Source organism: Rhodanobacter thiooxydans (assembly GCF_030291135.1).
Classification (GTDB): Bacteria; Pseudomonadota; Gammaproteobacteria; order Xanthomonadales; family Rhodanobacteraceae; genus Rhodanobacter; species Rhodanobacter thiooxydans_A.
In genome coordinates, this window is sequence record NZ_CP127409.1 from 2,109,577 (window position 1) to 2,123,218 (window position 13,642).

General features: G+C 68.7%; 10 protein-coding genes and 2 tRNA genes. 11 read left to right on the forward strand and 1 reads right to left on the reverse strand.

The window, feature by feature from the left end; translation table 11 throughout:
* The 8 genes from ccmE to QQA13_RS09675 all read left to right on the forward strand — a co-directional run bounded on the left by ccmE (position 1) and on the right by QQA13_RS09675 (position 6,388).
* On the forward strand, positions 1–486 hold the full coding sequence (gene ccmE, locus QQA13_RS09640; RefSeq protein ID WP_108472625.1) for a cytochrome c maturation protein CcmE: 486 nt from the start codon (positions 1–3) through the stop codon (positions 484–486).
* Complete coding sequence (locus tag QQA13_RS09645; RefSeq protein ID WP_108472624.1) at positions 483–2,468, forward strand: heme lyase CcmF/NrfE family subunit; 1,986 nt, start codon at positions 483–485, stop codon at positions 2,466–2,468. Before ccmE ends, QQA13_RS09645 begins: the two co-directional genes overlap by 4 nt.
* Positions 2,465–3,007 carry a DsbE family thiol:disulfide interchange protein gene (locus tag QQA13_RS09650; RefSeq protein ID WP_108472623.1) on the forward strand — a complete coding sequence of 181 codons (543 nt, stop codon included), beginning with the start codon at positions 2,465–2,467 and terminating at the stop codon, positions 3,005–3,007. The genes QQA13_RS09645 and QQA13_RS09650 overlap by 4 nt, the downstream gene beginning before the upstream one ends.
* On the forward strand, positions 3,007–3,468 hold the full coding sequence (locus QQA13_RS09655; RefSeq protein WP_234411374.1) for a cytochrome c-type biogenesis protein: 462 nt from the start codon (positions 3,007–3,009) through the stop codon (positions 3,466–3,468). Before QQA13_RS09650 ends, QQA13_RS09655 begins: the two co-directional genes overlap by 1 nt.
* Complete coding sequence (locus tag QQA13_RS09660; protein WP_108472621.1) at positions 3,465–4,517, forward strand: tetratricopeptide repeat protein; 1,053 nt, start codon at positions 3,465–3,467, stop codon at positions 4,515–4,517. The genes QQA13_RS09655 and QQA13_RS09660 overlap by 4 nt, the downstream gene beginning before the upstream one ends.
* A 2-nt stretch (positions 4,518–4,519) precedes the next feature.
* Positions 4,520–5,644 carry a homoserine O-acetyltransferase MetX gene (gene metX / locus QQA13_RS09665; RefSeq protein ID WP_108472620.1) on the forward strand — a complete coding sequence of 375 codons (1,125 nt, stop codon included), beginning with the start codon at positions 4,520–4,522 and terminating at the stop codon, positions 5,642–5,644.
* 49 nt (positions 5,645–5,693) lie between these two features.
* Entirely contained in the window at positions 5,694–6,275 is a 582-nt protein-coding gene (locus tag QQA13_RS09670; RefSeq protein WP_108472619.1) for a cysteine dioxygenase family protein, read from the forward strand.
* 27 nt (positions 6,276–6,302) lie between these two features.
* A tRNA-Leu gene (locus QQA13_RS09675) sits at positions 6,303–6,388 on the forward strand.
* Positions 6,389–6,448: 60 nt separating this feature from the next.
* Here QQA13_RS09675 and QQA13_RS09680 read toward each other — a convergent pair.
* Complete coding sequence (locus QQA13_RS09680) at positions 6,449–8,386, reverse strand: formylglycine-generating enzyme family protein (protein WP_108472618.1); 1,938 nt, start codon at positions 8,384–8,386, stop codon at positions 6,449–6,451.
* A gap of 100 nt (positions 8,387–8,486) precedes the next feature.
* On the opposite strand from QQA13_RS09680, the gene rnd reads away from it, so the two are divergent.
* The 3 genes from rnd to QQA13_RS09695 all read left to right on the forward strand — a co-directional run bounded on the left by rnd (position 8,487) and on the right by QQA13_RS09695 (position 13,482).
* Complete coding sequence (gene rnd / locus QQA13_RS09685) at positions 8,487–9,602, forward strand: ribonuclease D (RefSeq protein ID WP_108472617.1); 1,116 nt, start codon at positions 8,487–8,489, stop codon at positions 9,600–9,602.
* A 60-nt stretch (positions 9,603–9,662) separates the two neighbouring features.
* Positions 9,663–9,738: transfer RNA gene (locus QQA13_RS09690), tRNA-Ala, on the forward strand.
* A 144-nt stretch (positions 9,739–9,882) separates the two neighbouring features.
* Entirely contained in the window at positions 9,883–13,482 is a 3,600-nt protein-coding gene (locus QQA13_RS09695) for a class I SAM-dependent DNA methyltransferase (RefSeq protein ID WP_108472658.1), read from the forward strand.
* Positions 13,483–13,642 lie beyond the last annotated feature (160 nt).

Genomic DNA, 13,642 nt, shown 5'->3' on the forward strand with positions numbered 1-13,642 from the left:
ATGAATCCCACCCGCAAGCGCCGGCTCACCATCGTGCTGGCCATCCTCGCCGCGGCAGCCGTCGCGGCCGTGCTGGTCGTGCTGGCGTTGCAGAACAACATGAACTACCTGCTCACCCCGAGCCAGGTTCAGTCGGGCGAGGCGGCCAGCTACAACACGTTCCGCCTCGGCGGCATGGTCAAGGCCGGCTCGATCCAGCGCTCCAGCGACTCGCTCAAGGTCACCTTCACCGTGGTCGACGCCGGCGGCGCGATGCCGGTGGAATACACCGGCATCCTGCCCGACCTGTTCCGCGACAACCAGTCGGTGATCGCCACCGGCCACATGGACGGCGCCCGCTTCGTCGCCACCGAAGTGCTGGCCAAGCATGACGAGACCTACATGCCGAAGGAACTGAAGGACGCCATGGCGAAGGCGCACGAAGGGAAGCGGGTCGAAGAAGGTGCCGCGGCACCGAACAACATGCAAGGGAACCCCAAGCCATGACCCCCGAACTCGGCCAACTCGCGTTGATCCTCGCCCTGTTGCTGGCGCTGGCGCAGAGCATCCTGCCGCTGATCGGCGCATGGCGCAGCAACCGCGCACTGATGGCGGTGGCGCGCCCGGCCGCGGCCGGCCAGGCGGTGTTCGTGGCGATGGCGTTCGGCATCCTGGCCTGGGCGTTCCTGCGCTTCGACTTCTCGGTGCAGTACGTGGCCGACAACTCGAACCTGGCGCTGCCGTGGTACTACCGCATAGCCGCGGTATGGGGCGCGCACGAGGGTTCGCTGCTGCTGTGGATCCTGATCCTCAATGTATGGACGGTGGCGCTGGCCGCGTTCAGCCAGAAGCTGCCCGAGGTGTTCGCCTCGCGCGTGCTCGCCGTGATGGGGCTGATCGCGGTGGGCTTCCTCGCCTTCATCATCTTCACTTCCAACCCGTTCGGCCGACTGCTGCCGATGCCGGGCGACGGCGCGGACCTGAACCCGGTGCTGCAGGACCCGGGCATGACCTTCCACCCGCCGATGCTGTACATGGGCTACGTCGGCTTCTCGGTGGCGTTCGCGTTCTCGATCGCCGCGCTGCTCGGCGGCGAGCTGGAACAGGCGTGGGTGCGCTGGGCACGACCGTGGACCAACGTCGCCTGGGCCTTCCTCACCTGCGGCATCGTCGCCGGCAGCTGGTGGGCCTATGCCGAGCTGGGCTGGGGCGGCTGGTGGTTCTGGGACCCGGTGGAGAACGCCAGCTTCATGCCGTGGCTGGTCGGCGCCGCGCTGATCCACGCGCAGGCGGTGACCGAGAAGCGCGGCTCGCTGCGCGCATGGACCATCCTGCTGTCGATCTTCGCGTTCTCGCTGTCCCTGCTCGGCACCTTCCTGGTGCGCTCGGGCGTGCTCACCTCGGTGCATGCGTTCGCCTCCGACCCGCGCCGCGGCGTGTTCATCCTGGCCTTCCTGACCATCGTGGTCGGCGGCTCGCTGCTGCTGTACGCACTGCGTGCGCCGAAGGTGCTCGGCGGCAAGGCGTTCAACGTGGTGTCGCGCGAGACGGTGCTGCTGATCGGCAACCTGATGTTCGCGGTGGCCGCGGCGATGGTGCTGCTGGGCACGCTGTTCCCGCTGATCGGCGATGCGCTGAACCTGGGCCGGATCTCGGTGGGCCCGCCCTACTTCGGCTTCCTGTTCCCGCTGCTGATGGCGCCGATCGTGTTGCTGCTGCCGTTCGGCCCGTTCCTGCGCTGGGGCAAGGGCGAGGCACCGGTACTCAAGAGCCTGCTGCTGCGCGTATTCATCGCCGCGCTGGCCTGCGCCATCATCGCGGCCTTCCTGGTCGAGGGAAACCTGAAGACGATCGTCGGCGTGGCCGCCGCCGTGTGGATCATGGTCGGCGTGCTGCTCTATGCCTACAAGCGCTGGCGTGAAGCGCCGCGCGGCCGGCGCTATCCCGGCGAGCTGGCCGGCATGCTGCTGGCGCATCTTGGCGTGGGCGTGTTCGTGGCCGGCGTGCTGCTGTCCGAATCGCTCAGCGTGACCCGCGACGTGCGCATGGCGCCGGGTGAAACGCAGCACATCGGCAGCTACGACTTCCGCTTCGACGGCGTGCACCACACCACCGGCCCGAACTGGACCGCCGACCAGGGCGTGGTCACGGTGACCCGCGGCGAAAAACAGATCGCCGTGATGCACCCGCAGAAACGCACCTACCCGCGCGGCCAGGTGCAGACCGAGTCCGCCGTGGACGCCGGCGTCACCCGCGATCTCTACGTGGCGCTGGGTGAGCCGATGGATGCCAACGACATCGAGGGTGCATGGGCGTTGCGGCTGTACTACAAGCCGTTCATCCGCTGGATCTGGGCCGGCGGCCTGCTGATGATGCTGGGTGGCCTGGTCTGCGCCACCGACAAGCGCTTCCGCATCAAGCGCAGCGTCACCGCTGAAGCCGGCGCCACCGCTGCCGAGGGCCTGCAGGTACAGGAAACGCGCGCATGAGTCGCCTGCTTCCGTTCATCGGTTTCATGCTGCTGGTCGGGCTGTTCGGCTTCGGCATCTGGTGGAACACCCAGCACGATCCGAACGCGATCCCGACGCCGCTGCTGAACAAGCCGGCGCCCGCGTTCAACCTGCCCAAGCTGTACGAGCCCGCGCAGACGGTCAGCAAGGCCGACCTGCTGGGCAAGCCCTACCTGCTCAACGTGTTTGCCAGCTGGTGCATCGAATGTGGCGTGGAGCACCCGGTGCTGACTGCCGAAGGCCCGACCCTGGGCGTGCAGCTGGTCGGCTACAACTACAAGGACGCGCCGGCCGACGCGAAAGCCTGGCTGGCCAAACACGGCAACCCGTACGACCTGCTGATCGCCGACGAGCCGGGCCAGACCGCGATCGACTTCGGCGTGTACGGCGCACCGGAAAGCTTCCTGGTCGACGCCAAGGGCGTGATCCGCTACAAGCACATCGGCCCGCTGACCCCCGACGTGATGGCGAAGGAACTGAAGCCGGCGATCGCGGCGATGCTGAAGGAGGTGCCGTGATGCGGCTGCCCCTACGCATGCTGCTCGTGGCGCTGCTCGCGTTCGCCGGCGTCGCCCACGCCCAGGCGATCGAGCCGATGCCGTTCAAGGACCACGCCCAGGAACTGCGCTTCCAGCACCTCACCCACCAGCTGCGCTGCCCGATGTGCCAGAACGAGACGCTGGCCGATTCCAACGCGCCGATCGCGCGCGACCTGCGCAACCAGATCTTCCGGATGATGCAGCAGGGCAGCAGCGACGAGGAGATCAAGCAGTACCTGGTCGCGCGCTATTCCGATTTCGTGCTGTATGACCCGCCACTGACCTCGCGCACCTGGCTGCTCTGGTTCGGTCCGCTGCTGATCCTGCTCGGCGGCGCCGGCGTGGTACTGGTGGCGATCCGCCGGCGCCGCCGGCTCGGCAGTACCACTACTGAAACACCGGCCGGCAACGGTCCGATCGACAACGGGGACGACTGGTGAAGACCGTTTTTTTCATTGCCGCCGCCGCGATGATCGTTGTGGCGCTGGCCGTGCTGTTGCTGCCGCTGATGCGCCAGGGTCGCCGCTCCGGTCGCCCGCGCAGCGTGTTCGCGCTGGCCCTGCTGATCGCGCTCGCGTTGCCACTGGGCACCGGCGCGCTGTACCTGCTGGTGGGTACGCCGGCCGCGTTGAACGGGGTGACCGCCGCGGCCGCCGCGCCGCTCAGCATGCAGCAGGCGCTTACCGAACTGCGCACGCACCTGCAGCAGCAGCCAGACGACCTGCAGGGCTGGATGCTGCTGGCCCAGACCAGCAGCATGCTGCGCCAGCCGGCCGAGGCGCGCGATGCGTTCGACCACGCGCTCAAGCTCGCCCCGAACAACGCCGAGGCGATGATCGGCTGGGCCGAGAACGACTCGATGACGCGCGACGACCACCTGATCGAAGGCCGCGCGCTGGATCTGCTCAAGCGCGCCGTGCAACTGCACCCGGACAGCCAGCGCGGCCTGTGGCTGCTCGGCATCAGCGACTTCCAGCGCGGCGCCTACCGCGAAGCCGCCGCCACCTGGCGCCTGCTGCAGCCTCAGCTGGAGCCGGGCTCGAAGGTGGCCACGGCGGTCGCCGAGCAGATTGCCGTGGCCGACGCCCGCTCTGGCGGCGCGCCGGCCGGCGCATCGTCGAGCGCTGCCACAGCTGCTCCGCAAGGTGCCGCACTGCAGGTGCAGGTGGCGCTGGCGCCGGCGCTGAAGGACAAGCTCGCCCCCGGTGACGCACTGTTCGTCTACGCCCGTGCCGAGAACGGCCCGCCGATGCCGCTGGCCGTGGCCAAACTCGATCCGGCGCAGTTGCCCACCACCGTCACGCTGAACGACGCCATGGCGATGACGCCGGCCTACCGGCTGTCCTCGGTCCAGCGCGTCTTCGTCGGCGCGCGCATCAGCCACAGCGGCCAGCCGGTCGCCCAGCCCGGCGACCTGGAAGGCGACGCCGGCGTGGTCGCGGTGGACAGCAAGACGCCAATCAAGATCAGCATCGACAAGGTGCATTGACGATGGGCGACGCGCGCCGTTATTACGCCCTGCCCTCGCCATTCGCGATGAAGCGTGGCGGCGAATTGCACGGCGCACATGTCGCCTACGAGACCTGGGGCACGCTGAACGCCGCACGCGACAACGCCGTGCTGGTGCTCACCGGCCTGTCGCCCAGCGCACACATGACCTCGTGCGAAGAGGACCCGTCACCAGGCTGGTGGGAAGGCATGGCCGGCCCCGGCAAGGCGATCGACACCACCCGCTGGTTCGTGATCTGCGTGAACTCGCTGGGCAGCGACAAGGGTTCGACCTGCCCCGCCTCGATCGATCCGTCCACCGGCGAGCCGTACCGCCTGAGCTTCCCCGAAATGGCGCTGGAAGACGTCGCCAACGCCGCGCATGGCGTCGCCGGCAGCCTCGGCATCAGCCAGCTGGCCTGCCTGATCGGCTGCTCGATGGGCGGCATGAGCGCGCTGGCCTACATGCTGCTGCACCCCGACAGCGCGCGCGCGCACATCAGCGTGGACACCGCGCCGCAGGCGCAGCCGTTCGCCATCGCGATCCGCTCGCTGCAGCGCGAGGCGATCCGGCTCGACCCGCAGTTCAACGACGGCAACTACGACATCCATGCGGAGCAAGGTGGCCGCTACCCCGACCTCGGCATGAGCATCGCGCGCAAGCTCGGCGTGATCACCTATCGCTCCGCGATGGAATGGAACGGCCGCTTCGCGCGCATCCGGCTCGATCCCGAGCAGCGCGAGGACGAGCCATTCGGCCGCGAGTTCCAGGTCGAGTCCTACCTGGAAGGCCACGCCCAGCGCTTCGTACGCCATTTCGACCCGAACAGCTATCTCTACCTGTCGCGCGCCAGCGACTGGTTCGACATCGCCGAATACGGCCACGGCAGCGTGCTGGAAGGCCTCAGACGCATCCGCATCGAACAGGCGATGGTGATCGGCGTCAGCACCGACATCCTGTTCCCGCTACAGCAGCAGGAACAGATCGCCGAAGGCCTGGAAGCCGCCGGCGCGAAGGTGGAATTCGTGGCGCTGGATTCGCCGCAGGGCCACGACGCGTTCCTGGTCGACATCGACAACTACAGCCGCGCGATCGGTGGCTTCCTGAACAGGCTGGCGGCCGGGTGAATGCCGCGCTGCTAAGATAAGCCGCACCACGCATCCCACCGAGATCATCATGCTCACCCTGGATTTCCCCGGCAGCCGCACCCTGATCGACGCGATCGACGCCGCCGTGGCCAAACCGACCACCCACGAACTCACCGACAGCCTGCGCAACAGCCTGTGCAAGCTGATCCGCGAGAATGCCGTCACCCTGCCCGACTGCGTGTTCGAGGCGAATGCCGAGCACTACGCCCGCCGCGAGCTGTACCGCAGCGAGGACCACGGCTACTGCGTGGTGGCGATGACCTGGGGGCCAGGCCAGGGCACGCCGATCCACGACCACGACGGCATGTGGTGCGTCGAAGGTGTCTGGAACGGCGCGCTGGAGATCGTGCAGTACGAACTGATCGAGCACGACGCACAGCGCTACTGCTTCCAGCCGGTCGGCTCGATCCAGGCCGGCGCCGGCTCGGCCGGCAGCCTGATCCCGCCGCACGAATACCACAGCATCCGCAACCCCAGCGACAGCGCGGTCACCGTCAGCCTGCACATCTACTCCGGCCCGATGACCCGCTGCTCGGTGTTCCAGCCGCTGCCGGAAGACCGCTGGTACGGCCGCGACGTGCGCCAGCTGGGTCTCGACCGCGTGCACTGAACCCGGCATAATCACCCGCTCGCACATGCCGGCGTGGCGGAATGGTAGACGCGGCGGACTCAAAATCCGCTTGTGGTGACACAGTGGAGGTTCGAGTCCTCTCGCCGGTACCAGCTCACGAAGAACCCCGCCTCGCGCGGGGTTTTTCATGCCTGGAGATCTTGAACAGCCTCTTACAGCTCTCGCACCACCCGGAAGCCGACCCGGCCGCTGCGCGTGTCGCCGCTGCTGCCCTGGCGGTAGGCCGAGTCCACCTGCTCCGGCGAGCTGCCCCACGAGCCGCCGCGCACCACGTGGGAGCGGCAGCCGGGGTTGACCCAGGCGCTGCCGTCGTCCGGCGCGCGGATGTAGTTGTCGTGCCAGCAGTCCAGCACCCACTCGGAGACGTTGCCGTTGATGTCGTACAGGCCGAACGGGTTGGCGGCGAAGCTCATCACCGGCGCCGGCCCCCAGTAGCCGTCGCGGTAGTTGCGGAAGGCGTGGCTCCAGCGGCGGCCGCTGCGCGAGCGGTCGCCGGAGCCGGTCAGGTTTTCCACCGCGCGCTTCGGTGCGTCGTCGCCCCACCAGTAACGGCTGCTGGTGCCGCCGCGCAGCGCGTACTCGAACTCCGCCTCGCTGGGCAGCCGGTAGGTCTTGCCGGTACGCTGGCTCAGCCACTCGGCGTACGCCCTGGCGTCGTTCCAGGAAACGTTCACCACCGGCAGGTTGTCGTCGGCCTTGCGGCCGGCGTAGTCGTCCTGCCAGGTGGCGTCCGCATCGTCGCGCAGCGTGCCGCTGCGCTCGTCATACACGCTGGCGCCACCCAGCTTGATCGAGTCGGGCACGTAACCGCTGGCGCGCACGAATTCGCGGAATTCGCCCACCGTCACCGCGCTGCGCGCCATCGCAAAACCCTTGCTGATGGTGACCGCGTGTTGCGGCGTCTCGGCATCGGTATGGTCTTCCTCGTCGGCCGGTGCGCCCATGCGGAAGCTGCCGGTGGGGATCACCACCATCGCCGGCGTCTTGCCCGGCAGGTCGACGTAGCGGTCGGCGAACACCTGGCCGGGCTTGTAGCTGGCGTACAGGCGCGCGTTGGTCAGCTGTTCGTCGAACGCGGCCAGCGCCGGCAGCGCCGGGGCGATCGCCCGCACCTGCGCCGCCAGCTTCGTCGCCAGTCCGACATTGCCGGCGTCCAGCGCCGAATGCGCCTGCGCCAGCATGCCGTTCGCGCGCTGCTCGCGCATGTCGTCCACGCGCTTGTGCACGTCGATCATCTGCTGCGAACCGGGGCGGATCGCCTGCGCCGCGGCCAGTTCGTGGTCGGCCCCGACAAAATCGTTCTGCGCCACCGCCGCCAGCGCACGGTCCAGCACCGCCCGCTGCACCTGGAAGATGCCCTGCTCGGCCACCGCATTCTGCGGGTCCAGCTTCTGCACCTCGCGGTACAGCTCCAGCGCACTGCCGTCGCGCGGCTGGTCCGCCTTGCCCTGCCGCAGCAAACCGGCGGCCTTCGCCAGCATCGGCCGCACCTGCTCCAGGATCTTCAGGCTCGCCTCCAGTTGCGCCACTTCCGTCTCGGCATTCGGCAGCGTGCGCAGCGCACCAAGCAGGTCCTGCGCCGCGTCGGCGTCGCCCACCGCGATGTCCTGGTCGATCTCCGCCACCAGCCGCGCGCGCACGTCGAACAGGCCCTGCACCGCGTGGCGGCTGTCCGGCTTGTCCTTCAGTGCCTGCTCGAACAAGGCGGCGGCGCTGTCCTTGGCGCCGACCAGCCGGCCGGCACGCAGCGCCACGTTCGCCCGCTCCAGCAGCGCCTGTACCGCGGGCGGGTCCGCGCTGAGCTGCTCGGGCAGGTTCGCGTTCTTGCTGCCGCGCGCGGCGATCACCGCCGCCGGCGCCAGCGTCAGCGGCGGCCCGGCATTCAGTTCGTTGATCGTCGACAACCGCTCCGGCTGCAGGCCGCTGCCCGGCGCGGCCGCACCGAGCGACATCGAACGGCGCGGCGCCTGCGCCGGATTGACGTGGAACAGCCCCGGGAAGAAGTGGTACAGCAGCGCAAACCCCAGCACGATCACCCCAAGCGCCCCGCCGAGCGCGCGCTGACGGCGCAGGGTTGCGTTGTTCGGCATAGATGGGCGTCCTTGGTGCGGCCTGTTATCGTGCGCTGCTCACCATAGGCACAAACCGGCGACAGGGCAATCCACGCCCGCGCCTTTCCAAGGAGTACCGATGTCACCGCCCGAACCCGCCGCTGCCGACTGGATCGACCGTCCCGACGCGCTGCAGGCATGGCTGGCCGCGCTACCCGCCGACGCCGCCGTCGGCCTGGACACCGAGTTCATGCGCCGCAACACCTTCTATCCGCAGCTGGCGCTGCTGCAGCTGGGCTGGAACGGCCGTTACGCCCTGATCGACCCGCTCGCGTTCGCCATCGGCGCCGCGCTGCAGCCGCTGCTCGGCGCCGGCCCCGCGGTGACCATCATGCACAGCGCCGGCGAAGACCTGGAAACCCTCGCGCCGCTGCTGCCGGACGGCCCACACACCCTGTTCGACACCCAGGTCGCCGCCGCCTTCGCCGGCATGGGCCTGGGCCTGAGTTACCGCGCGCTGGTCGCCGAACTCGCCGGCGTGGATCTGGACAAGGGCGAGACCCGCTCGGACTGGCTGCAGCGCCCGCTCACCGACGCGCAGCGCAGCTACGCCGCGCTGGATGTCGTGTACCTGAAAACCATCCACGAACAGCTGGCCGAACGCCTGCAGCGCCGCGACCGCAGCGCCTGGCACGCCGAGGATTGCGCGCGCCTGAAGCAGCGCGCCAGCCATCGTGACGGCGACCCGCAACCGCAGCGTGCACTGCGAGGCGCCGCCGACTGGCCGGTCGCGCAGCAGGCCCTGCTGCGTCGCCTGCTGCAATGGCGTGACCGCAGAGCGCGCCGCCTCGACGTGCCGCGCCCGTGGCTGCTCGACGACACGCTGGCGCTCAACCTGGCGCAGCAGCCGCCGCGCAGCCTCGGCGATCTGGAACAGCGCGGCCGCGGCCAGCGCGCCCTGCGCTCGGCCCAGCGCAGCGAGTTGTTCGAACTGCTCGCCGTGCCCGTCAGCGACGAGGAAATCGCCACCACCGCGCGCATCCCCGGCCACCCGCAGGGTGAGGCGAAGAAGGCGCTGGCGGCGATGAAGGAGCTGATCGACCACCGCGCCGGCGAACTCGACCTGCCGCCCGGCCTGCTGTGCCCGCGCAAGGTGCTGGAGGAATACGTGGTCACCGCCGAATGGCCCGAGTTCCTCGAAGGCTGGCGCCGCGAGGTGCTGCACGACCGCCTGCCCGACCTGCTGCCCGGCTGAGTTCGTCCGGCTCAGCTCTTGGCGAAGCTCCCGCACGCTGCTAATATTCGCGGCTTCCGTGGGGCGGTAGCTCAGCTGGGAGAGCGCCACGTTCGCATCGTGGAGGTCGTGGGTTCGATCCCCATCCGCTCCACCACGGATTCACACGAAAGCCCCCGGCCTCCGGGGGCTTTTTTGTTGGGCGTTTTGTTGGGCATGATGCCACCGCCGCGTCGATGGGCGCGTGCGCTGGCCGCCCCCATCGGCTAGCCTGCGCAGGGGGTGGATCGAAGGAATGGCCATGAGCGGAATCAACCAGGGCGACGCTGACGCCTTCATCGCCAAGTGGCGCGGCGTTACCGCCTCAGAGCTGTCCACCGCGCAGACCTTTGCCATGGACTTGTGCCAGTTGCTCGGCGTGGACCTGCCGCACGCGGACGCCGAACAGCAATACATGTTCGAGCGGCCGGTCACCTTCAGCCACGGCGACGGCAGCAGCTCGGCCGGGCGCATCGACCTGTACAAGCGCGGCTGCTTCGTGCTGGAAGCGAAGAAGCTCAAGGCGCCCACCCACACCAAGGGTTTCGACGACGCCATGCTGCGCGCGCGCAGCCAGGCCGAGCAGTACGCGCGCGCCCTGCCGGCCAGCGAGGGCCGCCCGCCGTTCCTGCTGGTGGTGGACGTGGGCAACCGCATCGAGCTGTATGCGGAGTTCAGCCGCTCCGGCGCCACCTACACGCCGTTCCCCGACCCGCGCAGCCACCGCATCGCGCTCGACGAACTGCGTGACGAAACCATCCGCGCGCGCCTGCGCACCATCTGGACCGACCCGCTCGCGCTCGACCCCAGCCGCGAATCCGCCCGCGTCACCCGCGAGATCGCCGCACGCCTCGCCACCCTCGCCCGCAGTCTGGAAGCCGCCGGCCGCCACGCCGAAGCGGTCGCGCAGTTCCTGATGCGCTGCCTGTTCACCATGTTCGCCGAAGACGTGAAGTTGCTGCCCACCGACAGTTTCCGCGACCTGCTGCTGAAATACGCCGACCAGCCCGACACCGCCATGCGCATGCTCGGCCTGCTCTGGCACGACATGGACACCGGCGGCTTCAGCGGCGCCATCGCCAGCGAGGTGCTGCGCTTCAATGGCAAGCTGTTCAAGCAGCCCGACACTCTGCCGCTCACCCGCGAGCAGATCGCGCTGCTGATCGAGGCGGCCAAGGCCAAGTGGGAACACGTCGAGCCGGCCATCTTCGGCACCCTGCTCGAACGCGCGCTCGACCCCGGCGAGCGGCACAAGCTCGGCGCGCACTACACCCCGCGCGCCTACGTCGAACGGCTGGTGCTGCCCACCGTGATCGAGCCGCTGCGCGGCGAATGGAGCGACGCCCACGCCGCTGCGCTCACCCTCGCCGCCGAAGGCAAGGCCGACGAGGCGGTGAACACCTTGCGCGCGTTCCACCATCGCCTGTGCACGGTCAAGGTGCTCGACCCCGCCTGCGGCAGCGGCAACTTCCTCTACGTCACGCTGGAACACCTGAAGCGCCTCGAAGGCGAAGTGCTCAACGCACTGGACGAACTCGGCTACCGCCAGACCGGCCTGGCGCTCGGCGGCGAACGCGCCGACGCGATGGGCGGCGAAACCGTCGACCCGCACCAGTTGCTCGGCATCGAGCTGAACCCGCGCGCCGCCGCCATCGCCGAAGTGGTGCTGTGGATCGGCTACCTGCAATGGCACTACCGCACCCGCGGCGACATCAACCCGCCGCAGCCGGTGATCCGCGACTTCCGCAACATCGAGAACCGCGACGCCGTGCTGGCCTACGACCGCATGGAATACGTCACCGACGAGCGCGGCGTGCCGGTCAGTCGCTGGGACGGCGTGAGCATGAAGACCTCGCCGGTCACCGGCGAGGACGTGCCCGACGACAGCAAGCGCGTGCCGCTGGAAAGGTATGTGAACCCACGCAAGGCGGCGTGGCCGGAAGCGGATTTCGTGGTGGGGAATCCGCCGTTTATTGGCGCTTCCAGCATTCGTCGCGCCCTCGGCGACGGCTACGCCGAAGCGCTGCGCGCCACCTGGACGGAAGTCCCCGAGTCCGCCGACTTCGTCATGTACTGGTGGCACCACGCCGCCGTGCTGACCCAACGCGGCGCGCTGCAGCGCTTCGGCTTCATCACCACCAACTCGATCCGCCAGACCTTCAACCGCCGCGTCATCGAAGCCGCGCTCGGCTCCTCCCTCTGCCCGCAGGGGGAGGCTGGGAGGGGGTTGCCCCGGGTCGCCGCCAAGTCAAAAGCACCCCACCCCAACCCTCCCCTGCTAGCAGGGGAGGGAGCAAAAGCACGGCCGCTGTCGCTGGTGTTCGCGATTCCCGATCACCCGTGGGTCGACGCCACCGATGGCGCGGCAGTACGCATTGCCATGACCGTTGGCGCCGTGGGAGCAACCGACGGACAACTGCGTGTGGTTGAAACGGAAATCGACGGCGAGCAGGACGAAGTGGCAATCGCCTTGCGCGCTCGCAGCGGCGTGATCCATGCCGACCTCAGCACGGGCGCAAACGTCACCAGGGCGAAATCATTGCTGGCGAACAGCGGCATCAGCTGTCCCGGCCTGAAGCTGCATGGCGCTGGATTCATCGTCACTTCCGAGCAAGCCAGGCCGCTGGGGCTTGGAAGCATCGCCGGCTTGGAGCATTACATTCGGCCATATCGCAACGGTCGCGACCTCACCGACAAACCGCGTGGTGTGCTGGTGATCGACCTGTTCGGCTTGAGTGCGGAGGAAGCGCGCGCACGTTTTCCAGCCGTGTATCAGCATGTGCTTGAACACGTAAAACCGGAGCGCGACGCCAAGGCAGATAGCAAAGACGGCGCGGCTTACGCACGGCTCTGGTGGCTTCACGGCAAGCCGCGGCAGGAGTTGCGCAAAAGTCTTGCCGCATTGCCGCGCTACATCGCCACTGTCGAAACCGCCAAGCACCGCACCTTCCAGTTTCTCGACGCCAGCATCGCGCCAGACAACATGCTCGTGTGCATTGCGCTGGACGATGCGAGCTTCCTAGGCGCGCTTTCGTCTTGTGCGCATGTCGTTTGGTCGCTGGCAGTAGGCGGCAGGCTCGGGGTTGGCAACGATCCGCGATACAACAAGTCGCGTTGCTTTGATCCCTTCCCGTTTCCTGTCTTGAGCGACGAACAACAAACCCACCTTCGAGCCCTCGCCGAACAACTCGACGCCCACCGCAAACACCAGCAAGCCGCGTACCCGGACCTCACCCTCACCGGCATGTACAACGTGCTGGACAAGCTGCGCAGCGGCGAGCCGCTGACGACGAAGGAGCGGGTGATCCACGAGCATGGCCTGGTCTCGGTGCTGCGCCAGCTGCATGACGAGATCGACGCGGCGGTGCTCGATGCCTACGGCTGGGGCGACCTGTTGCCGTTGCTGCGCATCAGCCACGGCAACGACGCCCCCGCCGACGGCACCAGCCGCGACGACGCGAAGCGCGCCTTCGACGAGGCGATCCTCGAACGGCTGGTGGCGCTCAACGCGGAACGCGCGGCCGAGGAAGCGCGCGGCCTGGTCCGCTGGCTGCGCCCCGCGTTCCAGCACCCGACCGCGCAGGCCGCGCCGGAGCAGGCCGAAATCGCCACCGAGCAGGCCGGCGACGACACCGCCGCGCCCGCCGCCGCCAAGCCGCTGCCGTGGCCGAAGGACGCGGTGGCCCAGGTGCGCGCCGTGGCCGACGCGCTCGCCGCCAGCCCGATCGCGCTGGACGCGGACGCACTGGCCACCCGCTTCAGCGCCCGCGGCCCGTGGAAGAAACGCCTGCCGCAATTGCTCGACATGCTGGTGGCGCTGGGCCGCGCCCGCGAACAGGACGGCCGCTACAGCAGCCAGTAGGCCCCGAGCCTTGCGCTCCGGGCAAAAAGCCTCGCGCTCCGAGCGAAAAGCCCCACACTCCGAGCGAAAAGCTCGGCGCTCCGGGCAAAAGAGCCTGAAGCTCCAAACAAAAAGCTCGGAGTTCCGAGCGAAAAGCCCCGCGCTCCGAACAAAAAGCGCC